Origin of the sequence: Eubacterium multiforme, assembly GCF_030813415.1 — a bacterium.
Classification (GTDB): domain Bacteria; phylum Bacillota; class Clostridia; order Clostridiales; family Clostridiaceae; genus Clostridium; species Clostridium multiforme.
In genome coordinates, this window is sequence record NZ_JAUSUF010000011.1 from 36,068 (window position 1) to 60,591 (window position 24,524).

At 28.1% G+C, this 24,524-nt stretch carries 19 protein-coding genes, 1 riboswitch and 1 other annotated feature; of the genes, 18 read left to right on the plus strand and 1 reads right to left on the minus strand.

What is annotated here, in order from left to right; genetic code table 11:
* The first annotated feature begins 54 nt into the window (after nucleotides 1-54).
* Nucleotides 55-954 carry a DNA-3-methyladenine glycosylase family protein gene (locus tag J2S18_RS12705; RefSeq protein WP_307487357.1) on the plus strand — a complete coding sequence of 300 codons (900 nt, stop codon included), beginning with the start codon at nucleotides 55-57 and terminating at the stop codon, nucleotides 952-954.
* 38 nt (nucleotides 955-992) lie between these two features.
* Here J2S18_RS12705 and J2S18_RS12710 read toward each other — a convergent pair whose 3' ends face one another.
* Nucleotides 993-1,280: an HNH endonuclease gene (locus tag J2S18_RS12710; RefSeq protein ID WP_307487358.1), complete on the minus strand. Its 288-nt coding sequence runs from the start codon at nucleotides 1,278-1,280 to the stop codon at nucleotides 993-995.
* A gap of 345 nt (nucleotides 1,281-1,625) precedes the next feature.
* Here J2S18_RS12710 and groES point away from each other — a divergent pair, with 345 nt between their 5' ends.
* The 17 genes from groES (at nucleotide 1,626) to gltX (ending at nucleotide 24,487) form a co-directional block, all read left to right on the plus strand.
* The gene (gene groES / locus J2S18_RS12715) at nucleotides 1,626-1,910 is read left to right on the plus strand and encodes a co-chaperone GroES (RefSeq protein ID WP_307487359.1); all 285 of its coding nucleotides are present in this window, start codon (nucleotides 1,626-1,628) and stop codon (nucleotides 1,908-1,910) included.
* Nucleotides 1,911-1,924: 14 nt separating this feature from the next.
* Nucleotides 1,925-3,550, plus strand: a complete 1,626-nt coding sequence (gene groL, locus J2S18_RS12720) for a chaperonin GroEL (RefSeq protein WP_307487360.1) — start codon at nucleotides 1,925-1,927, stop codon at nucleotides 3,548-3,550.
* Between the two features lie 139 nt (nucleotides 3,551-3,689).
* Complete coding sequence (locus J2S18_RS12725; RefSeq protein ID WP_307487361.1) at nucleotides 3,690-4,103, plus strand: type II secretion system protein; 414 nt, start codon at nucleotides 3,690-3,692, stop codon at nucleotides 4,101-4,103.
* Between the two features lie 202 nt (nucleotides 4,104-4,305).
* Nucleotides 4,306-4,403: riboswitch (purine riboswitch) on the plus strand.
* 159 nt (nucleotides 4,404-4,562) lie between these two features.
* Complete coding sequence (gene guaB / locus J2S18_RS12730) at nucleotides 4,563-6,017, plus strand: IMP dehydrogenase (protein WP_307487362.1); 1,455 nt, start codon at nucleotides 4,563-4,565, stop codon at nucleotides 6,015-6,017.
* Nucleotides 6,018-6,227: 210 nt separating this feature from the next.
* Entirely contained in the window at nucleotides 6,228-7,760 is a 1,533-nt protein-coding gene (guaA, locus tag J2S18_RS12735) for a glutamine-hydrolyzing GMP synthase (RefSeq protein ID WP_307487363.1), read from the plus strand.
* Between the two features lie 224 nt (nucleotides 7,761-7,984).
* Complete coding sequence (locus tag J2S18_RS12740) at nucleotides 7,985-9,310, plus strand: RNA-dependent RNA polymerase family protein (RefSeq protein WP_307487364.1); 1,326 nt, start codon at nucleotides 7,985-7,987, stop codon at nucleotides 9,308-9,310.
* A 159-nt stretch (nucleotides 9,311-9,469) separates the two neighbouring features.
* A complete protein-coding gene (locus tag J2S18_RS12745; protein ID WP_307487365.1) occupies nucleotides 9,470-11,503 on the plus strand; it encodes an RNA-directed DNA polymerase in 2,034 nt (677 codons plus the stop codon).
* A gap of 668 nt (nucleotides 11,504-12,171) precedes the next feature.
* Complete coding sequence (locus J2S18_RS12750) at nucleotides 12,172-12,684, plus strand: GNAT family N-acetyltransferase (RefSeq protein WP_307487366.1); 513 nt, start codon at nucleotides 12,172-12,174, stop codon at nucleotides 12,682-12,684.
* A gap of 23 nt (nucleotides 12,685-12,707) precedes the next feature.
* Nucleotides 12,708-12,899 carry a hypothetical protein gene (locus J2S18_RS12755; protein ID WP_307487367.1) on the plus strand — a complete coding sequence of 64 codons (192 nt, stop codon included), beginning with the start codon at nucleotides 12,708-12,710 and terminating at the stop codon, nucleotides 12,897-12,899.
* Between the two features lie 69 nt (nucleotides 12,900-12,968).
* Complete coding sequence (locus tag J2S18_RS12760; RefSeq protein ID WP_307487368.1) at nucleotides 12,969-13,313, plus strand: SdpI family protein; 345 nt, start codon at nucleotides 12,969-12,971, stop codon at nucleotides 13,311-13,313.
* 323 nt (nucleotides 13,314-13,636) lie between these two features.
* Nucleotides 13,637-15,922 (plus strand): hydratase, encoded by a 2,286-nt coding sequence (locus tag J2S18_RS12765; RefSeq protein ID WP_307487369.1) that lies wholly within the window; start codon nucleotides 13,637-13,639, stop codon nucleotides 15,920-15,922.
* Nucleotides 15,923-16,081: 159 nt separating this feature from the next.
* Nucleotides 16,082-16,879 carry a 7alpha-hydroxysteroid dehydrogenase gene (hdhA, locus tag J2S18_RS12770; protein ID WP_307487370.1) on the plus strand — a complete coding sequence of 266 codons (798 nt, stop codon included), beginning with the start codon at nucleotides 16,082-16,084 and terminating at the stop codon, nucleotides 16,877-16,879.
* Between the two features lie 298 nt (nucleotides 16,880-17,177).
* Nucleotides 17,178-18,530: a glucose-6-phosphate isomerase gene (locus tag J2S18_RS12775; protein ID WP_307487371.1), complete on the plus strand. Its 1,353-nt coding sequence runs from the start codon at nucleotides 17,178-17,180 to the stop codon at nucleotides 18,528-18,530.
* A gap of 1 nt (nucleotide 18,531) precedes the next feature.
* Entirely contained in the window at nucleotides 18,532-18,975 is a 444-nt protein-coding gene (locus tag J2S18_RS12780) for a YaiI/YqxD family protein (RefSeq protein ID WP_307487372.1), read from the plus strand.
* Nucleotides 18,976-19,152: 177 nt separating this feature from the next.
* Entirely contained in the window at nucleotides 19,153-21,153 is a 2,001-nt protein-coding gene (locus J2S18_RS12785; protein ID WP_307487373.1) for a triple tyrosine motif-containing protein, read from the plus strand.
* A gap of 239 nt (nucleotides 21,154-21,392) precedes the next feature.
* Nucleotides 21,393-22,109, plus strand: a complete 717-nt coding sequence (locus J2S18_RS12790; RefSeq protein WP_307487374.1) for a pseudouridine synthase — start codon at nucleotides 21,393-21,395, stop codon at nucleotides 22,107-22,109.
* 422 nt (nucleotides 22,110-22,531) lie between these two features.
* Nucleotides 22,532-22,771: a binding site (T-box leader), on the plus strand.
* Between the two features lie 57 nt (nucleotides 22,772-22,828).
* Complete coding sequence (gene gltX, locus J2S18_RS12795) at nucleotides 22,829-24,487, plus strand: glutamate--tRNA ligase (protein WP_307487375.1); 1,659 nt, start codon at nucleotides 22,829-22,831, stop codon at nucleotides 24,485-24,487.
* Nucleotides 24,488-24,524: the final 37 nt, after the last annotated feature.

A 24,524-nucleotide genomic window follows, 5' to 3' on the forward strand; every position in this document is an offset into this window, starting at 1 on the left:
AAATAAGTGGATATATGATTTATACAAAATATTAGAAAAAGGGTGAGTTAAGTAATGGATTTTAAAAATGCAACATATGAAGAAAATAAAGTTATATTAAATGAAGTTAAAAATTTTAACATAAAACAAATATTAGAGTGTGGACAATGTTTTAGATGGGAAAAAATAAATGATGAAGACTACATAATAATTGCCTATGGAAGAGTAATAGAAGTCCTTCAAGAGGGAGATAGAGTTACTATACTAAATTCTAATGAAGAGGATTTTAAAAATATTTGGATATCTTACTTTGATTTAGAAAGAGATTATGGAAAGATTAAAGAGGAACTTTCAAAGGATGAAATATTAAAAAAATCTGTTGATTATGGATATGGAATAAGACTTTTAAATCAAGAACCTTTTGAACTTTTAATAAGCTTTATTATTTCTGCAAGAAATAGTATTCCTTCAATAAAGAAGACAATCAAAAAGATTAGTGAAAGATGGGGTAGGGAAATAGATTATAAAGGAGAAAAATTTTATACTTTTCCAACACCTGAAATGCTAAAGAATGTAACAGAGGATGAAATAAGGGAAACAGGAGCTTCATTTAGAAGTAAGTATATAGTTGATACTGTAGCTAGAGTAAATGAGGATTTAGAAAATGGAGAAGGGGTTTATAACCTTAACAGAATAGCTTCATTAACTGATGATGAATGTCATAATGCACTACAAGAGTTTAAAGGGGTTGGAGCTAAAGTTTCTGATTGTATAATGCTTTTCTCAATGAGTAAATATTCAGCATTTCCTGTAGATGTTTGGGTTAAAAGGGCAATGATGCATTTTTATAATGCAGAGGAAGGTTCTCTTAATAAAATCAGAATATTTGCTAGAGATCAGTTTAAAGATTTAGCTGGATTTGCACAGCAGTATCTTTTCTATTATGCAAGGGAAAATAATATAAAGATAGATTAATAAATAAAAGGACTATATTAATAAAGTATAGTCCTTTATTAGCGTCTCTTTTTGGATTTTTTTATAGGAATTACAGTATCACCAGGCATAGTTTTTATAAAATTTAAGTATCTTTTTATACTTTTATCATTTTTAAGTCTTTCAATTGAAAATAATCTTGCAGCAAGTTCTCTATTTGAATATAAGGCATGAATTTGGCTGTGGCACATTCTACATAGCATAGTAGTTGGATAATATTTACCACCTTTTTCTTTAGGTATAAGATGATGTTCAGTTATTTCAGGAACTCTTCTTTTGCATAGCTTGCAAGTATATTTATGTGTCATATTATAAATTACTCCTTTTAAGAAATTTACAAGAATATTATATCAAGATATTTATTCTAAATCAAAAGAATAAAATACCTGTAAATTATATAGAATTTATAATGAAGCAATTAATATTTAGAAAGAAATAAGAAAGTAGGTATAAATTAAAGAAAATTAGAGTAATATAGAAATATGTTGCCATAATTTAATATAATTAGGTTATTTTAAGAAAAAATATTTTAAGAAGTATTTGAATTTATTGGATAGAAAAGATATTATTATATTATAATTAGCACTCATTAGTTGAGAGTGCTAACAAATAATAGCTAAATATTGATTGAATTTTGAAGGAGGGGTCTTTAAATGACTATTAAACCATTAGGAGACAGAGTTGTCATCAAGAGATTAGAAGCAGAAGAAAAAACAAAAAGCGGAATAGTTTTAACAGGATCTGCTAAAGAAAAGCCTCAAGAGGCTGAGATTGTTGCAGTTGGCCCTGGAGCTATTGCAGATGGTAAGAGAGTAGAGATGGAAGTAAAGGTTGGAGATAAAGTTCTTTACTCAAAATATGCAGGAACAGAAGTAAAATTAGATGGAGAAGAATATATAATATTAAAGCAAGATGATATTCTTGCAGTGGTTGAATAGGAGGGTTTTTTATTATGGCTAAAATGATTAAATTTGGTGAAGAATCAAGAAGATCAATGCAAATTGGTGTTGATAAATTGGCAGATACAGTAAAGGTAACACTTGGACCTAAAGGAAGAAATGTAGTTTTAGATAAGAAGTTTGGAGCACCTCTTATAACTAACGATGGTGTTTCAATAGCAAGAGAAATAGAGCTTGAAGATCCATATGAAAATATGGGAGCTCAACTTGTAAAAGAAGTAGCTACAAAAACAAATGATGTTGCAGGGGATGGAACAACAACAGCAACACTTTTAGCACAAGCTATTATTAGAGAAGGATTAAAAAACGTAACAGCTGGAGCTAATCCAATGTTAATTAGACAAGGTATAAATATGGCAGTTGAAAAAGCTGTTTCAGAAATAAAAGGAATATCAAAACCTGTAAATGGTAAAGAAGATATAGCAAGAGTTGCAGCAATTTCAGCAGCTGATGAAACAATAGGTAAACTTATTGCAGATGCTATGGAAAAGGTAGGTAACGAAGGAGTTATAACTGTTGAAGAATCAAAATCAATGGGAACAGAACTTAATGTAGTTGAAGGAATGCAATTTGATAGAGGATATGTTTCAGCTTATATGGTAACAGATACAGAAAAGATGGAAGCTAACCTTGATAATCCATATATATTAATTACAGATAAGAAGATTACGAACATACAAGATATACTTCCTATATTAGAAGAGATAGTTAAAAATGGTAGAAAACTTTTAATTATAGCTGATGATATTGAAGGAGAAGCTATGGCAACATTAGTTGTAAATAAGTTAAGAGGAACATTTACTTGTGTTGCAGTTAAGGCTCCTGGATTTGGAGATAGAAGAAAAGAAATGCTACAAGATATAGCAATCCTTACAGGTGGAGAAGTTATTTCAGAAGAACTTGGAAGAGATTTAAAAGAAGTAACAATAGACAACCTAGGAGAAGCTGAAAGCATAAAGATTACTAAAGACAATACTACAATAGTAAATGGTAGAGGAAATTCAGATGAAATTAAAGCTAGAGTTAATCAAATAAAAACTCAACTTGAAGAAACAACATCAGAATTTGATAAAGAAAAATTACAAGAAAGACTTGCTAAGTTAGCTGGAGGAGTTGCAGTAATTAAAGTTGGTGCAGCAACAGAAACAGAACTTAAGGAAAGAAAGCTTAGAATAGAAGATGCTTTAGCTGCAACAAAAGCTGCTGTTGAAGAAGGTATAGTACCAGGTGGTGGAACTGCTTATGTTAATGTATTAAATCAAGTAGCAGAATTAACATCAGATGTATATGATACAAAGGTTGGTATTGATATAATAGTTAGAGCACTTGAAGAGCCTATGAGACAAATAGCTACAAATGCAGGTGTTGAAGGTTCTGTAATAATAGAAAAAGTAAGACATAGTGAAGCTGGAATTGGATATGATGCATTAAGAGGAGATTATAAGAATATGATAAAAGCTGGTATAGTTGACCCAACAAAGGTTACAAGATCAGCACTTCAAAATGCAGCATCAGTAGCTTCAACATTCTTAACAACAGAAGCTGCAGTTGTAGACATTCCACAAAAAGAAGAGGCAATGCCAGCACCAGGTGGAATGGGAATGGATGGAATGTACTAAAATATAATATTTTTCATAAAAGAAGCCAAAGTTATTGGCTTCTTTTTTTATGTGAAGTGATATAAATAAAAATATATTGGCAATAATCATAGGAGTAAATATAAAAAATAATAAAACTTTATAATAAAGGGGATAGAAAATGAATCAAATAATAAAATTAAAAAATAAGAAAAAGGGATTTACTCTTATAGAATTAGTTGCAGTAGTTGCAATTATGGGAATACTTGCAACTATATTTGTTCCAAAAATAACTGGTTATATGAATGAAGCAAAAAAGACTAGAGTAATGGATCAGGCTAGAAAAGTTGTAATGGCAGTTGATACATATGAAATGAAACAAAACAAAGCTTTTTCAGGTAGCAAAGTTAGTGATGTTATAAGTAATAATATAACTAAAGAATATTTAGGAGGAGAAGGAACAACACTAGATAATACATTACCGAATCTTAAAGGGGATATGGAAGTATCACAATGTAGAGATATAATTGAGGATAATAAAGATTTTAAATTGGATGATGATGATAAATTTAATTCACTTATAGAAGAAAACTAATTAAAAAAATTACTATGTTTTAAGTAATTATTGATTTTAGATAGACTTTTAGACTACCTAATAATTAGATATTGAGAGATTAATTTTAAGTAAACAATTACATGAGATGAAATTTGTATTTTTATTAACAAATGCAATAAATCATTCAAAAAAATTATTGACTTTAATTAATATGTAATTTATAATTAGTTTAATTTAAAAAGCGAAATGCACATTTAAAACTCGTATATCCCCTGAATACGGCAGGGAGTATCTACCGGGAACCTTAAATTTCCGACTATGAGTGGATTTAATATACCATTAAGTACTACTCGTATAGTAGCGTTTATTATGGCATATTAACTTCACTTAGGAAGTTAATGTGCTTTTTTTGTACAAAAAAATAGGCAGAAAATGCAAGGAAACTTGCAAAAGATTTTAAATGTGAAAGTATTCATGTAAAAACAAGGAGGATGTAAAATGGCTAGAATTTTAAAACAAGCATATACTTTTGACGATGTATTATTAGTTCCAAATAAATCTGAGGTGTTACCAAATCAGGTATCTTTAAAAACAAATGTAACAAAGAAAATAGCACTAAATATACCTTTAATAAGTGCTAGTATGGATACTGTAACAGAATCTAAAATGGCAATTGCTATGGCTAGAGAAGGTGGACTTGGAATTGTTCATAAAAATATGAGCATAGAAGCACAAGCTAAGGAAGTTGACAAAGTAAAGAGACAAGAAAATGGAGTAATTACAGATCCAATATTTTTATCACCAGATAATACTTTAGCTGATGCAGAAGAATTAATGGGTCAATATAGAATATCAGGTGTTCCAATAACAGTTAACGGAAAACTAGTTGGAATACTAACAAATAGAGATATAACTTTTGAAGAAGATTTATCTAGAAAAATATCAGAAGTAATGACAAGTGAAAATTTAATTACTGCACCAGAAGGAACAACAATGGATGAAGCTAAAGAGCTTTTAAAAACACATAAAATAGAAAAACTTCCTTTAGTAGATGAAAAGGGAATGTTAAAAGGACTTATAACAATTAAAGATATTGAAAAGGCTAGAATATTCCCAAATGCAGCTAAAGATAGTAAGGGTAGATTATTATGTGGAGCAGCTGTTGGAGTAACTAAAGATATGATGGAAAGAGTTGATGCTTTAGTTAAGGCTAAGGTTGATATTATAACAATAGATACAGCACATGGTCATTCAAAGGGAGTTTTAGATGCTGTTAAAAAAGTTAAAGAAAAATATCCAGAACTTCAAATAATAGCAGGAAACATTGCAACTGCAGAAGCAACAGAAGATTTAATAAAAGCAGGTGCTGATTGTGTTAAAGTTGGAATAGGACCTGGTTCCATATGTACAACAAGAGTTGTTGCAGGGGTTGGAGTACCACAACTTACAGCAGTTATGGATTGTGTTGAAGTTGGAAAGAAATATGGAATTCCTGTAATTGCAGATGGTGGAATTAAATACTCAGGAGATGTTGTTAAGGCATTAGCTGCTGGTGCATGTGCTGCAATGATGGGATCTTTATTTGCAGGATGTGGAGAAGCTCCAGGAGAAGTTGAAATATTCCAAGGAAGAAGCTATAAAGTTTATAGAGGAATGGGATCTTTAGGAGCTATGGCATGTGGTTCAAAGGATAGATATTTCCAAGATGGAAACAAAAAGTTAGTTCCAGAAGGTATTGAAGGAAGAATAGCTTATAAAGGATCAGTTTCAGATACAATTTTCCAAATGCTTGGAGGAATCAGAGCTGGAATGGGATATTTAGGTTCAAAGGATTTAGATACATTATATGAAACTTCAACATTTGTTGTTCAAACATCAGCAGGACTTAGAGAAAGTCATCCTCATGACATTAACATGACAAAGGAAGCACCAAACTATAGTGTAATGAAGTAATACTTTTAATTAGGTATTAAATTTATATCATATAGGTAAACTATAAATAAGAAATTTATAGAAAATAAAAAATATTTTAAAATACGAAAATAATATTAATTAAATTAAAAAATATTCGTATTTAGAGAGGTCTTTCTCTCTAAATATGATATAATTAATAATAAACTGTAAATCAGTGATAATTTAAATTATTATATCTAGGAGGAGCTAATGAAGAAAGATTTAGTTTTAGTTGTTGACTTCGGTGGACAGTATAATCAACTTATAGCAAGAAGAGTAAGAGAATGTGGTGTTTATTGTGAAATAATACCTTATAGCTATACAATTGAAAAAATAAAAGAAAAAAATCCTAAGGGAATAATATTTACAGGTGGACCAAACAGTGTGTATGGTGAAGGAGCTCCAAGAGTTTCAGAAGAAATATTTAATTTAGGAATTCCAGTACTTGGAATATGCTATGGAGATCAACTTATGGCTCATACTTTAGGAGGAAAAGTTGATACAGCTCCAGTTAGAGAATATGGAAAGACAGAAATAAATTTAGATAATACATCAAGATTATTTAAAGGAATTAATGAAAAAGACATCTGCTGGATGAGTCACACAGATTATATAAGTGAAGCACCAAAAGGATTTAAAATAATTGGTCACACAGAAGTATGTCCAATTGCTGCAATGGAAAATGAAGAAAGAAATCTTTATGGAGTTCAATTCCATCCAGAAGTAGAACATACTCCATTTGGACAACAAATGCTTAAAAATTTCTTACATGAAATTTGTGGATTAGAAAGTCTATGGACAATGGCTTCATTTGCAGAGGATAAAATAAAAGAAATTAAAGAATTAGTTGGAGATAAGAAAGTTTTATGTGCATTATCAGGTGGAGTTGATTCATCAGTTGCAGCTATGCTTGTGCATAAAGCTATAGGACATAACTTAACTTGTATCTTCGTAGACCATGGTTTACTTAGAAAAGATGAAGGAGATACTGTTGAGAGAGTATTTAAGAAAGAATTTGATATGAACATTATAAGAGTTAATGCTCAAGATAGATTCTTAGGAAAGCTTAAGGGAGTTTCAGATCCAGAAACTAAGAGAAAGATTATTGGAGAAGAATTCATAAGAGTATTTGAAGAGGAAGCTAAAAAGGTTGGAAATATTGATTACTTAGTTCAAGGAACAATATATCCAGATGTAGTTGAAAGTGGAACTGATACATCAGCTGTAATTAAGTCTCACCACAATGTTGGAGGACTTCCAGAAGATATGGAATTTGAATTAATTGAACCTTTAAGAGAATTATTCAAAGATGAGGTTAGAGCAGTTGGAGAAGAACTTGGAATTCCTCATAAATTAGTATGGAGACAGCCATTCCCAGGTCCAGGACTTGCAATAAGAGTTCTTGGAGAAATAACTGATGAAAAACTTGAAATAGTTAGAGAAGCAGATGCAATTTTCAGAGAAGAAATAGCTAATGCTAATCTTGATGAAACTATATGGCAATACTTTGCTTGCCTTCCAAACATAAGATCCGTTGGAGTTATGGGAGATGAAAGAACTTACTGCCATACAATAGCACTTAGAGCTGTTACTTCAAGTGATGCAATGACTTCAGAATGGGCAAGAATACCATATGAGTTATTAGATTTAGTATCAAGAAGAATTGTAAATGAAGTTAAGGGAGTAAACAGAATTGTTTATGACGTAACTTCTAAGCCACCAGCAACTATTGAGTGGGAATAATTAAAAAGTTCGGAAACCTTTGATTTTCAAGGGTTTCCTTTTATTATTATTAATAAAATATTAACACTAAGTGGTGGTTGGATTTGTAATAATTGAAAAATATGGTATTATATTATTGTGATAAAAATATTAGTAAATATATTATGGCAATTTTATGCGGAGATGTTTAGAAAAATAGATGAAATGGTGAGAAAATTGGAAATGATATATGAAGGAGAATTGATATGAACAAAAATCATATTTGGCAAATTGTTAGACAAAGAGATTTCTCGCTGATGGATACACAAGTAGATGTTAAAGCTGAAGGCATATTTAATGATATTGAACGTGAAAGTTATAATTTTAATAGATATAAAAGAGAATTATTTACACAGCAAGGGAGAAAAAGAATAGTATATAGTTATCCTAAGTTGTCGTGTGAAGATATACTTTGCCAATATTTAAAGAGGCAAGTGGATAAAACGTTTAAAATCAGATATGCTAGCAGAAGTCGAATAATAAATATTTTATTTAATATATTACCTGTAATAAAGGATATGAATGATTTTGTAATAATACGAGCAGATTTTAAATCTTTTTTTGATAGTGTATTAACAGAACATGTATATAATAAATATATTCGTGAATCAGTGATGAGTAGATCGGATAAGGAATTGTTAGAACAATATATATCAGAATTTAAGTATTGCTTTGCTGGATTATGTTTATCTAATGGAATGTCAGAAATTGTATGTAGAGATTTTGATGAGAGGATAAAAGCAAAGCTAACTAAATATGGTGTGTTTTTTTATGAAAGGTATGTTGATGATATGTTAATAATAACTAATCGATATATTTCTCAAAGGATTTTTGAAGATGTTATGAAGGAAACAATAGGTGATGTTTTTGGAAAATGTCCAGTTAAATTGAGTATGTCACCAGGAAAGTTTTCGTTTATATCTAGAAGAAATCTTTCAACAAAACAAAAATTTAATTTTCTTGGTTATGAATATGAAATTAAAGAGGTTACTAACCAAAAAGGCATTAAAAAAATGCAATTTGTATATGGAATAGCAGAAAAGAAACAAAGAAAGTATACTGGTATAATTGAAAGAGCGATTATTCAGTATAAAAAGGATAATGATTTAGAATTACTACGACAAAGGATTAAAATATATTCTTCTCGTGTAGTTATTGCGAGAACAATAGGTAGTAGCTCATTTGATTGGTTAACCAAGGGGGTTGTTGCAAGTTATAATGAATTGAGGTATCATACTGATTCATTAAGTACAGATACGGAAAAATTTTTGAAAAATTTATATATAGACTTGTTAAATAAATATAATATTGCAATTCCTTATTTTTTTAAGCAATCAATGAGAGAGGATAGCATATACAATTTATATTCAACTATGAAAAGAAATAGAACTATAATGTTTGAAAAAAGTATAGGAGTTTCAGAAGAAACACTTTTGAAGTGGATTAAGAAGCTTGATTCAACATATAATAGTTGCAATAAGGATTATTACAGGATTGTGGTTGATTATCTTGAGATGATTAAAGTAAAGTAGCATCATTTCTTTCGAGATGATGCTACTTTCATACAACGTTAAAGAACTTTGTACTGCTTACGTGTGTAATAAAACTTAGTAACTAAGTAAGTTAATAAGATATTACTTGAGTGATATATCACTCATATAAAATTATATTATTAGATTGGAATGAAGTCAATGGATTTTAACAACATAGAGAGAAACCAGTTAGATTATATATTAACAGATGTTCTGCCAACTGAATTATCAGAACAATTTACATATAGTTATTTTTATGACTTCCTTATGAATAAAAATAAGGAGGTGGATGATATGATTAAAAAAATGATAGAAATGAAGAATAAAAATAACGTAAAATTGTTTGAGGGAAATGGTAATTGGTCGACTATGCCTTTGAAATATACGATTATGAAACAACTTCATAGTGAAAGAGAGTTAAGTCTATTACAACCAATGGCAGCAATGCAATTGTTTTTATTTGTATGTATTTATAGTAAAGAATTAATAACACTAATAGATAAAAATGCTGTTTTTTCATTACGATATCATAGAAAAAATAATGAATTATATTATAAAAGTAAAAATCGTTCTGTTACTAAATATTTTAGTGATTTGAATAAATATATTGGAAAAGAAGTTATTGAACAAACCGGAGTGTTCTTTAGTATTGGTCCATACAAGTCAATAGCTGCATTTACGTCGTCTGAAGAATGGCTTGTGCTAAATAGTAAATATAAGTATTTTATTCGTACAGATTATAAAGCATGTTTTGATAGTATATATACTCATGCATTTAATTGGATTATTGGAAAGGATGTGAATGATACAAAAAAGTTTAAAAATGGGAGTATATATACTTCAATAGATAGAATTTTGATGAATATTAATGCAAAAACATCAAATGGAATAGTCGTTGGTCCTGAGTATTCTAGAATGGTAGCGGAAATATTATTACAAACTATAGATAGAGATGTATACAGTTTACTTTTAAATAAAAATTTTGAGGTAGGAGAAAACTATAATATTTACCGTTATGTTGATGATATATTTATTTTTGCAGAATCTGAAAATTTAGCAAGTAAAATAGTTGATTTATATGGAGAAGCTTCTCGCAAATATTTGTTAAGACTTAATGAAGGGAAATTATATAAAAGTAAGGTTCCATTTGTTTTGGAAGATTGGCTTAATGATACGAATCTTTTTACCAATAGGGCAAGTAATTTGTTATTCTATTCTCATGATGAACAGAAGGCTTTTGTGGAGAACTATCATAAAGAAAGTGATGAAGAAGGGTCAGAAAAAATAATTAAGCCACATTTATTAAAGAGTATGGTGTTATCAAAAAGTAAGAGAACTATAATGAATCAGTTTAATGAGTTGATATGTAAATATGAAGTTAAGGATAAGACAATAGTTGCTTATTTCTTGGGAACTTTATTAAATAAGGTTGGCAGAAATAAGGATAATGTTAATATTTTTAGAGATGACATTTCGGAAAGTGTTATCTTTGATTTTTTGGATTTGGCTTTTTATGTTTATTCTTTTTTCCCGAACTATGGAAATACTCAAAAGCTATTATCAATTATTAGTTATGTTCGAGATGAATATGATATTTTTGAAAAAAAAGATAAATTACAAAATTTATTTAATCGATATGCGTTTTTGTTTGATAAAGCTAATTTGAGCGACATAATTAATTTAATTTTATTTTGCTGTCAGACTAAGATTGAAATTCCATATAGACAAGAAAAAAATATTGTTCTAGATTTGCATGAAAAAGATAATCCAATTTTATGGGCCTCATATTTAATGTATTCTAAATATAGTAAGCGTTATTACAAAGAAATTAGAGATATTATAGGATGTACACTTATTGAAAGGATAGAAGCAATAGTTCAAAAAGATAGTGTTTACACGTATAGAGAATTTTGGTGGATTCTTATATTTAATAAGGCATCATTTTTAACAACATATGAGCAAAATAGAATTGATTTTATTATTTCTGAATTAAAAACTGGAAATGGGACAACAACTGGAGAGATAATGGGAGATTTGTTTGTAGATTATTTAAAGAATAGTAATAATCAATTCTTTGAATGGGATATAGATAAAAAGGATTTTCTTAGAAATATTACGTTTAAAACTAGACAAAGAAGTATTTTTAAGAACTATCAAGAAAATTTACAGTCTATTTATTGGAGTAGTTTATAAAAAAACTACATTGGTGTTGTTAACGTTAAATATAAATAAAAAATCAAAAAGAGCTGTGGACAAGACGGGATATATTGTTGATAATATTTAGTGGAAATAGAACTTAAAATATTTATTAAAATATATAGTAACTTTGAAAAATAAAAATTTAAATATACTAAATTAATTCATCTAGTTTCTTTTATACTATACATTAATATTAAGTAAAGTGGACAAATTGACTTATTCATTTTTATGCGTTTTATTATCAGCATTCGTTTAAATATAGTTTAAATTAATTAAATAATATTGTTCTATTTTATGAAAAATATCATTATAATAAATAAGGTTTCCCAACATAAAATGTACCAAAATAAGAAAAGTTTTTGTAAGGTTTGATTACAAGCGGATTTCAATAAGTATAAATTTGTTGAGTGGGAATAAGATATATAAGTAATTAGAAATAATAAAGCCTATTTTACAGTGTTTATTTTAATTAATAAGCTGTAAAATAGGCTTATTTTTATATAGTTTACAATAAAATTTCTTATCAATTAAAAGTTTAAAAATAGGTTATTTTATATTTTAAGAAAGATATATGGTTATATTTGTATAAAATAGATATAATTATATGTAAATTACTTATTTAAGAGTTATGGATAAATAGGAATTGGAATAGAGGTGTTAATATGGAGTTTAGATGGGCTAATTTAGATGACTTACCTAAATTGAAGGCAGTATATAGAGATATAATTTGCAATATGAATAAAGAAAATATTAAGATTTGGAATGAGGTTTATCCATGTGAAGTTTTTTGTGATGATATTGCAAATAACTGTCTTTATATTTTGGTAGAAAACAAAGAAATTTTATCGGCTTTTGCTTTGTGCAATTCAAATTCAGGAGCGGAAAGTGTGAAATGGAAAAATGAACAGAAAAAAGTATTATATATTGACCGTTTCGGTGTTAACATCAATTATTTAAGAAAAGGAATTGCCAGCATAATGATTCAAAAAGCTAAATCTATTGCAGGAGATAAAGGAGCTGAATATTTAAGGCTTTTTGTTGTGGATATCAACAAGCCAGCAATAAACCTTTATATAAAAAATGGTTTTCAAAAGGTTGATGGTATTTATGATGAAGTAATTGCTGATAATATTATTTTACATGAGTTAGGGTTTGAAATAGAAACTAAAATTTAATAGATTAAAAGATAAATAAAAACTTGTATAGAAGGGTTAGCGTTATAAGATTCTTATTTAAAAATATTAGTGAAGATAATGTAGCATTAGCCTTTTCAAAAGGATTTAGTTTTACATTTTTTGTTGCAGCCGTAATTTTATTTATAGGATTTATAAGTTCAATGTTATATTTTAGAGATAAAGATAATAAAGTTTATGAAACAGAGTTAGAATAGAAATTTACATTAATTTGAAAGTTATTATATAATAAATTTATATAAATAAAATTTATGAGGAGAGAAATAATGGAGAGTTTCTTTTGGTTTACAGATTTATTAATTCCATTAACTATGATAATAAAGGGATATATTTTATATAAGAAGCCACCTAAGGATATAAATGATGTATATGGATATAGAACAAGAAGATCTAAGCAATCTATTAAGGCATGGAAATATGCTAATACACTTTGTGGGTTATATTGGATAAAGCTTGGTTTAATAGTTTTAATGATAGTAATAATTGATAAATTATTAGTACCAATGAAACCAGAAAATTTATCACTTATAAATATTATTATTGGAATAGTAGCTTTAATAGTTCCAATTTTTATAATAGAAAAGAATTTAAAAGATAAGTTTCATAATTAATAAATATTATATTAAATATAGTTATATAAGTTAAGTAGGTATAGATTGTATAAATTTTATTATACAGTTTGTACCTGTTTTTGTTTTAAATTAAAAAATAAGTTAATGATTTAAGTAAAACAATTAATTTATTTTTTACTTAAATATTTACTTGAGCATTTTAAAAAATAATAAAATTATAAAAAAGATATTAAAAAATAAAATTAAAAGAGAAAAAAATATAAGGAAAAGTACAAAAATATCATTATATGTATCCAATTGGTATTACAAAAATTTCTATTATATACTAAAACTAATTTAAAAAATTGGTAGGAGGTTCATATATGGTAAAGCTGTACAAAGAGGGTGCCTATTTAATAAATGGTATTGAATTGGTTAAAGAAGAGGAAAAAAGTAGAATAAAAAAATTAATAGGAAAAGACATCTCAAAAGAAGAAGCTAAAAAAGGAACAATTTCATATTCAATTCTAAAAAAACATAATACATCTAATAATATGAAAGAACTAAAAATTAAATTTGATTCATTAGCATCTCATGACATTACATATGTAGGAATTATACAAACAGCAAAAGCTTCTGGAATGGAAAAATTCCCTATACCATATGTATTAACTAATTGTCATAATTCTTTATGTGCAGTTGGAGGTACAATTAATGAAGATGATCATGTATTTGGATTATCAGCAGCTAAAAAATATGGAGGAATTTATGTTCCACCACATATTGCAGTTATCCACCAATATATGAGAGAAATGATGGCTAGTTGTGGAAAAATGATACTAGGGTCTGATAGTCATACACGTTATGGAGCATTGGGAACTATGGCAATTGGTGAAGGGGGAGGAGAGCTTGCAAAACAACTTTTATGTGATACATATGATATCTCATACCCAAAGATTGTTGCTATTTATTTAGATGGTAAGCCAAACCCTGGAATTGGACCTCAAGATATTGCTTTAGCTATTATTGGAGCTGTATTTAAAAATGGGTATGTAAAAAATAAGATAATGGAATTTGTAGGTCCTGGAGTTTCCTCTATGACAACAGATTTTCGTAATGGAATTGATGTTATGACAACAGAAACTGCTTGTTTATCATCAATATGGAGAACTGATGAGGATACAAAAGAATTTTTAGAAACCCATGGAAGAGGAGATGGATTTAAAAAATTAAATCCTAAAGAAGTGGCTTATTATGATGGTGCTATATATGTTGATCTTAATACAATAAAACCAATGATAGCATTACCCTTTCATCCAAGTAATGTTTATGAAATTGATGAGTTAAATGGAAATTTAGAAGATATATTAAGAAAAGTTGAAATTGATGCAGATAAAATTTCAGATGGAAAAGCTAAATTTACTTTAATGGATAAAATAATAGATGGAAAGCTTAAGGTTCAACAAGGTATAATTGCAGGTTGTGCAGGAGGTAATTATACAAATGTAATAGAAGCATCTAATATTTTAAGAGGAAAAAATATTGGAAATGGTGAATTTTCTTTAGCAGTATATCCATCTTCACAACCAGTATTTATGGATTTAGTTAAAAAAGGTGCTATTTCTGATTTAATGTCAGCTGGGGCAATTATCCGTACAGCTTTTTGTGGTCCTTGTTTTGGTGCTGGGGATACTCCTTGTAATAATGGACTTAGTATTAGACATACTACAAGAAATTTTCCTAATCGTGAAGGGTCTAAACCTACTAAAGGACAAATGGCTGCTGTAGCACTTATGGATGCACGTTCTATTGCTGCAACATGTGCAAATGGAGGAAAACTTACTTCAGCAGAGGAATTTACAGGATGGGGTAATATACCAAAATATTCTTTTGATAAAACATCTTATAAAAATCGTGTATATTTTGGCTTTGACAAGGAAAATGAAGAAGAGAAACTTATATATGGACCTAATATTAAAGATTGGCCAAAGATGAGTGAGCTTTCAAATAATATTTTATTAAAAGTTTGCTCTAAAATAATGGATGATGTTACTACAACAGATGAATTAATTCCATCAGGAGAAACATCATCTTATCGTTCAAATCCATTAGGACTTGCAGAGTTTACTTTATCAAGAAGAGATCCTGAATATGTAAATAGAGCAAAAAAGGTAAAGGTTTTAGAAGAAAAAAGATTAAAAGGACTAAGTTTAAAAGAAATAGATGATATATTTAAAAAAATAAATAATATTTCTGGAAGTGAAAATGTAAAAGCTAAAGATATAGAAATAGGGAGTATGATATATGCAATAAAACCAGGTGATGGTTCTGCACGTGAACAGGCAGCAAGTTGTCAAAGAGTTTTAGGTGGACTTGCAAATATTTGTGTAGAATATGCAACAAAAAGATATCGTTCAAATGTTATAAATTGGGGGATGATTCCTTTTCAAATGAGTGATAAGCCAAATTTTAATGTAGGAGACTATATTTATATTCCAAATATTTTAAAAATAATTGATAAGGATTTAAGTAATATAAAAGCTTATGTTATTGGAGATAAAGTAGAAGAAATAGAACTATATATTTCTGATATAACAGAAGAAGAAAGAAATATTATAAAGGCTGGTTCACTTATTAATTATAATAGAAATAAAAATGCTAAAAATTAATTTAATAATATAAAAGATATATGTATATAATCCCTTTATAAATTAATATATATTTAAAATATTAAATAATAATATTACTGATTTTTTATTGTAACTTTACTATAATAAAGATAGGGAAGTTATTAATTATAAAAAAATATATTAAAAAGAAGGGATAGTATGAGATTAAAAAATAAGGTAGCATTAATTACTGCATCAACAAGAGGAATTGGTCTTGCTTGTGTAAAACGTTTTGCAGAAGAAGGAGCAACTGTCTACATGGCAGCAAGAAATCTTGAACGTGCAAATTCTAGAGCAAAAGAATTAAATGATAAAGGTTTTAATGTAAAGGTGGTGTATAATGACGCCTCTGAAAAAGAAACTTATATTTCTATGGTAGATGAAGTTATAAAAGAAGAAGGAAGAATAGATATTCTAGTTAATAACTTTGGAACATCAAATCCTAAAAAGGATTTAGATATTAAGCATACAGACTACAAAGAATATATTTCAACTATTGATATGAACCTTGCTAGTGTATTTATGACTTCTCAAGCTGTTATTAAACATATGGCTTTAAATGGTGGTGGAAGTATTATTAATATATCTTCCATTGGAGGATTACGTCCAGATATTTCACAAATTGCTTATGGTACAAGTAAAGCAGCTATTAATTATTTAACAAAATTAATTGCAGTACAATGTGCTAGAGATAATATCCGTTGCAATGCAGTTTTACCAGGTATGACAGCAACAGATGCAGTTAATGATAATTTAACTGATGAATTTAGAGATTTTTTCTTAAAGCATACTCCAATTAGAAGAATGGGAAAACCAGAAGAAATTGCAGGAACAGTTTTATATTTTGCAAGTGATGATGCTGCATTTACTACAGGACAAATTGTTGATGTATCAGGTGGATTTGGTATGCCAACTCCTGTATATGGTGACATGATTGAAATGAAAAATAGAAGATAGATAAAAATATTATTTTATAAAAAGGAGGCTTTTAAAGTCTCTTTTTTTCTTTAAAAATGTATAAAAAAATAAATATAAAATTTAGTAAAGTATTTAAATGTTTACATGAAATAAATTAATAATAAGCTACTTTTATAAGGTTTGGATATGTAGTAAAATATAGAAGGATATCACTTTCATTAAATAAATCAAAGGTTTTTTTAATGAAAATGAATTATTGGGTTATAAATATATTGTGTATGGCATAACATAAATTTATGTTAAAAAAGTAATACACAAAAAGAAGGAGGACATGATTATGACTAAAGGATTATCATTAGATTTATCTAAAGTATCTCCATATTTAAATATGGAAGAAATAGATAATATGGGACATTTAGTAGAATCAGCACACAAAACATTACATGAAGGAACTGGTGCAGGAAATGACTTTTTAGGTTGGATTGATTTACCTGTAAACTATGACAAAGTTGAATTTAGAAGAATTCAAGAAGCAGCAAAGAGAATTCAAGAAACATCAGATGTTCTTATAGTAATAGGAATTGGTGGATCATACTTAGGAGCTAGAGCAGCAATAGAAATGCTTACAAATAACTTCTACAATGTATTATCAAAAGAAGATAGAAAAACTCCACAAATATTCTATGTTGGTAACAATATAAGTGCAACATATATGAACCAATTATTACAAGCTATAAAAGGAAAAGATATTTCAGTTAATGTAATATCAAAATCAGGAACTACAACTGAACCTGCAATAGCATTTAGAATATTTAAAGATCTTCTTGAAAAGAAATATGGAAAAGAAGAAGCTAAGAAGAGAATATATGCAACAACTGATGCTTCAAAGGGAGCACTTAAAACATTAGCTGATGCAGAAGGTTATGAAACTTATGTAATACCTGATGATGTTGGTGGAAGATACTCAGTTTTAACAGCAGTAGGATTACTTCCAATAGCAGCAGCTGGAATTAATATAGAAGAAATGATGAATGGTGCACAAGATGCAAGAGAAGCTTACAAGACTCCTTCACTTAAAGATAATGATTGCTACAAATATGCAGCAGTAAGAAATGCTTTATACAATAAAGGAAAGAACATTGAAATATTAGTAAACTATGAACCATCACTTCACTATTTCAATGAATGGTGGAAACAATTATATGGAGAATCAGAAGGAAAAGACAACAAGGGAATATTCCCAGCAGCTGTTGATTTCTCAACTGACCTTCACTCAATGGGACAATACATCCAAGAAGGAAGAAGAGATTTATTTGAAACAGTTCTTCATGTAGAAAAGGCTGAAGAATCAGTAATTATTGAAGCTACAGAAGATAATATAGATGGATTAAACTTCCTAGCAGGAAAGGATATGAACTTCGTAAACCAAAAAGCTTTCGAAGGAACTTTACTTGCACACAATGATGGAGGAGTTCCAAACATGGTAGTTAATATACCAGAATTAACTCCATATTACTTTGGACAATTAGTTTACTTCTTTGAAAAGGCATGTGGAATTAGCGCATATCTTTTAGGAATAAACCCATTTAATCAACCTGGAGTTGAAGCATACAAGAAAAACATGTTTGCTTTACTTGGAAAACCAGGATATGAAGATATGAAAGCTGAATTAGAAGCTAAATTAAAATAGTATGAAAATTATAATTGATGGGGATGCTTGTCCAAGCATCCCTAAAATTGAAATACTAGCCAAAAAATATAATATAGAAGTAAATATTTTTGTTGATATACATCATTATATACAAAGTGATTATTCCAAGGTTATAGTTGTAGATAGTGGTTTTCAAAGTGTGGATATGTATGTTGTTAATAATTGCAAATTAAAAGATATTGTAATAACTCAAGATTATGGAGTAGCAGCAATGTGCTTACCAAAAGGTGCTAGTGTAATAAGTCCTAAAGGAAAAATTTACACAGAAAAAAATATTGATTTATTATTAGAGCAAAGACATATTTCACAAAAAATAAGAAAAGCTGGTGGAAGGTTTAAAGGACCTAAAAAAAGAACTTCAGAAGATGAAGAAAGACTAATAAATAATTTAAAATTTATAATAGAAACTAATATTAAAAATTAAAGCTGATACAATATTTAAAAGGTATTGTGTCAGCTTTAATTTTTAGAAAAAAAGTTCATTGTGGATTAAGAAGAATGTTGTATAATAAAGTAAGAGAATTATGGAATTTTATTTACAAAAAATGGTATTATAGTATAATGAAATAGTAGGAGTGGCTAAAATATGGGGTGAAAAGATATGGGTGTAATAAATATTTTATTTGACAAGAAAAGTCCTCAAAAACCTAAAGAGAATATAGAAATAGGAATTGATTTTGAGGAAACTATAGATTTTAAAGTATTAATTGGAAATGATGGTATTTGGAACACTATAAAAGAGTTCAATAATCAAGATTCATGTGTATGGACTCCAAAGGAGGAAGGGCACTATATGGTAATGGTACAAGGGAAAAAGAGAGGATCAAAGAAACCCTTTGAATATTTGGCAAAAGAAGAATATATAATAGGAAAGAACGCAGAGGATAAAGATTTGATTAAAGATATTTTATTAGAAAAAGAAGAATATTTCATTGGAGAAAAAATTAATATAGAAGTTGTATCTGAAGAGGAAGATTTATTGTATAGATTTTGGAGAATGGGTGAATATGGATTTGAGCCAATAAGAGACTATTCCCCTGATAATACATTATCTTATGCAGCCATAGAAGAAGGAGAAGAAGAACTTTTAGTTGAATGTAAAAGAACTGATTCAAAAGAAATCTTTGATGAGCATAAAACAATATCATTTAAAATCAAAGAGAAAAATAAAGCAGAAATTACTGATTTTAAATGCTTAACAGATGAACTGTTATTAAATGAGGAACTTGTTTTTAAAGTTAAATCATCCTGTGATGAATCAAGACCTTTACTTTTTAAGTTTGTTAAAGTGGATCAATATGGTAGATCAACATGTATACAAGATTTTTCATCAAGAAGAATAGTTAGTTTCCAAGAAAGTGAAGAGGGCGAATATAGACTTCTTTGTCTTATGAAAGATTTATTTTCAAATAAAGAATATGATGATAGAGCTGTAATGGTATATGAAGTAAGACCTTATAATGCAGTAAGAATTATTAGTTTTAACTCTGATGTTAAAAGTCCTCAAGTTTCAGGAACGGATGTTACATTTAAAGCTAATGCCTGTGGTGGAAGAGAATTAGTTTATAGATATATTGTAGATGGTCCAATTGCAGAAGATTCATGCTATACAAGAAGTAAAGAATTTGATTGGGACCCTAGAGAGGAAGGTTCATATAAGGTAACTTTATATGTAAAGGATACTTCCTTTGATGGAGACTACGAAGATAAGAAAACAATACTTTTTGATATAGATAAAAAGGCAGACAAGCCAATTAGAATTTTAGATGTTATAGCCAATCATAGAAGAGAAACTTTAATTAATAAGCCAGTAAATATTAGAGTTATTGCAGAAGGTGGAAGCATTCTTTTATATTCTTTTATTATATATAGAAATGGTGAAGAAGTTGATAGAATAGAATATAGCAGAACTAATTGGATGAATTATATTCCAAAGAAAAAGGGAAAATATGAAATTGAAATTAGGGTAAAGGATAAATATTCTTTAGAGGAATATGATGTTCAATCAAATTTATTTTTACGAGTAAAGGATTATATTCCAGCAACTATTGACTATATATTACTTCCATGTAGAGATGTTTTTTTAGTTGATGATACAATTGATGTGGAAGCAATAGTACAAAATACAAAAAACGTATTAGTTAATTTTGTAACTAAAATAAATGGACATGAAGTAGAAGAAACAGGTTTTGTTCAAAATAAAAAAATTGAAGTTAAGCCTAAATGTGCAGGAAAATATACCTTTGAAGTTTATGCTAAAAATATTAAGTGTGAAAGTGAATTTGATACTAAAAAAGAAATTAATATTTATGTACATGAAGCAATTCCAGTTACAGGTACTAAAATAGTAGTGGATAAAAATGAAATTAAATTAAATAAAGAAGTTAATTTCTGGGCTGAAAGTGTTGGCGGAAAAGATGTTTGCTATGAATTTTATTTAATGGAAAAAGGTAATTGGGTAAAGGCTCAAAGTTATAGTAAAAAGAGATATTATACATTTATACCTTTTTCTAAAGGAACTTATAGAATTATGGTACTTGCAAAAAGTTTTTATAAGAGAGTAAATTATGAAGACTACTTTGAAATTGAATTTACAGTTTAATATAAAAAAGCTCCTAAGTTTTAGGAGCTTTTTTTTGCTTTAATGGAAGTTTTTTTTATTATATAGATAAAGATTATAATAGATAAATTGCTTTTTAATTAAATTAATAATAAAATAAGGTGAACTTAAAATAGTGAATTTAATATGTAGTATATTTTGTGTTAATGTTTATTTTAGATAAACATTAACATTTAATTAAAACATTGCAAAAAATAAAAGTATAAGAGGTGTTTATAATTTTGGAAAGACTTGATAAAATTATTTCAAATTTAGGATATGGAAGTAGAAAAGAAATAAAGGCAATTGCAAGAAAGGGACTTATTGAAGTTGATGGAGTAGTAGAAAAAAACAGTGCAACTTTAGTTGATCCTGAAAAGTCAGTAATAAAATTAAATGGAGAAGAAATTTTTTATAGAAAATACATATATCTTATGATGAATAAACCACAGGGAGTTGTTTCTGCAACTTATGATTCAAAGGAAGAAACTGTTGTAGATCTTTTAGAAATAGATCATCAATCCTTTGAACCATTTCCAGTAGGAAGACTTGATAAAGATACTGTTGGATTATTATTCTTAACTAATGATGGAGAATTAAATCATAGATTAATATCACCTAAGTGGAAGGTTGATAAGGTTTATTATGCAAAAATTGATAAGAAAGTTACAGAAGAAGATATAGAAGCTTTTAAAAAAGGTATTACATTAGATGATGGATATACTTGCAAGGAAGCAATTTTAGAAATAATAAATGCATCAGATGAAGGTTCAGAAATTCATGTAACAATCCAAGAAGGAAAATACCATCAAGTTAAGAGAATGTTTGAAGCTGTTAATAAGAATGTAGTATATCTTCAAAGAATAGAGTTTGGTGGATTACCTTTAGATGAAGAGTTAGAGGAAGGCGAATATAGAGAATTGACAGAAGATGAATTACTACATTTAAAAAGCTTTTAACGAATAAAGAATAATTTTGCAAGAAAATCATTCAATTATACCTAGAAAATAAGTAAAAATCGTAAATTTACTTGCATTTTATAATGCATTAACATATAATACTAGTGCAAGGATAAATAAAAGGAATAAATAGCCCCCTTTTTATTTATTGCTTATTGCTAAAACGCAACCTGGCCCCAAGGGTTGCGTTTTTTGTGCTCTAAAATAATGAGTATATGCAAATAATTTTATTGATACTTTCATATACTAAATAAGTGAATAGTATAATTAGCTATAAATGAATAAAAAAAATCATTATATTTATATAATGAAATATTTATTGCAAAAATTAGTAGAAATGAATTAAATATAAATTTGTCTTTTAAAAGATAGGTTTACAATAATATTTAATGAATGTATAATTAAATAAACTAAATTAAAGAAATAATGCTATGAAAAAGAAGAGTATATGAAAAATTACTTTAAAGAGAGCAAAGGTATGGTGGAAACTTTGTAAGTAATTTCATAGAAAGAAGCTTTGGAGCATAATATCGAAAATATAATAAATATAAAAGTAGATATTTGGGTTTCTCCCCTTATAGAGAATAAAGTGAGTTTAGAGAAAAATTTTCTCAAACTAATTTAGGTGGTACCGCGTAAAGTGTAGTCTTTTCGTCCTAAAATATTAGGACTTAGGGGCTTTTTTTTATTTTACTAAAAACTAGAAAGGCGATGAAGAAATGAGTAGAGAAAAACTAGCAAATTTAATATTTAAAGAAGAACTACAAACTCCAGAATATTATTTAGAAAAATATCCAGAAAGAAATTTAAAAGAGGGCGCTAGAGTTGTAAGATATGCACCAAGTCCAACAGGTTTCCAACATATTGGAGGAGTTTATGCAGCTCTTATAAATGAAAGACTTGCTCATCAAAGTGAAGGAATCTTTTATTTAAGAATAGAAGATACTGACCAAAAAAGAGAAGTTGAAGGAGCAATTGAAGATACAATAGCTACTATGCATAACTTTGGAATGAACTTTGATGAAGGTATGACAGGAGAAGAAACTTCAAAGGGAGAATATGGTCCATATAGACAAAGTAAGAGAAAAGAAATATATCATACATTTGCTAAAGATTTAGTAGAAAAAGGATTAGCTTATCCATGTTTCTGTACTACAGAAGAATTAAATGAAATAAGAGAAAAGCAAATGGCAGAAAAAATTACTCCAGGATATTATGGAAAGTATGCTATTTATAGAGATCTTCCAGTAGAAGAAGCAATAAAGAAAATTGAAAATGGTGAAGAATATATTTTAAGATTAAAATCACCAGGAAAAGAAGAAAATAGAGTAGAATGTCATGATTTAATAAAGGGAGATGTTTCATTCCCAGAAAATATTCAAGATATAGTTATAATTAAATCAGATGGACTTCCAACTTATCATTTTGCACATGCTATAGATGATGCTTTAATGCATACTACAGATGTAATAAGAGGAGAAGAATGGTTATCATCACTTCCAATACATCTTCAATTATTTGATGTTTTAGGATTTAAGAGACCAAATTATGCTCACGTTCCAACAATAATGAAATCAGAAAATGGTTCAAAGAGAAAACTTTCAAAGAGAAAAGATCCAGAAAGTGCAGTAAGTTATTATAGAGAAGAAGGATATCCAGCTGTTTCAGTTATTGAATATCTTTTAAATATTATAAATTCAACTTTTGAAGAATGGAGAGCAGAAAATACAGATGCTGATTATCATGAATTCCCTGTAGCTTTAGATAAGATGAGTAAATCAGGTGCATTATTTGATATAGTAAAACTTCATGATGTAAGTAAAAATGTTATTTGCAAAATGAAAGCAGAAGATGTTTATAATTACTACATAGCTTGGGCAAAAGATTTTGATAAAGAAATGTTTGAACTTGTAACTAATAATGAAGCTATGATGAAGGAAGTATTTAATATAGATAAAGAAGGTCCAAAGCCTAGAAAAGATTTTGGTAAGTGGAATGAAGTTAAAGAAAAGATTTTCTACTTTTTTGACGAATTATTTGATAAAGAAACAGCAGAAGATGTTGAACTTCCAAAAACTTTAGAATTAGAAGCAGCAAAGAATATAATAGAAAACTATGCTAAAATATATAACTTCAATACAGATCAAGAAACTTGGTTTGAAGAACTTAAAGCATTAGCAGTAGAACTTGGATATGCAACAAACAGAAAAGAATATAAGAAAAATCCAGAACAATTTAAAGGAATGGTTTCAGATGTAGCAGGTGCAGTAAGAGCAGCACTTAGCCATAGAACAAATACTCCAGACCTTTATACAATAATGCAAATTATGGGTGAAGATAAAGTTCGCGAAAGATTTAATAAATTTATTAACCTATAATATATTTAATTTAAAAAAGCAACTCTAAAATTTTAGA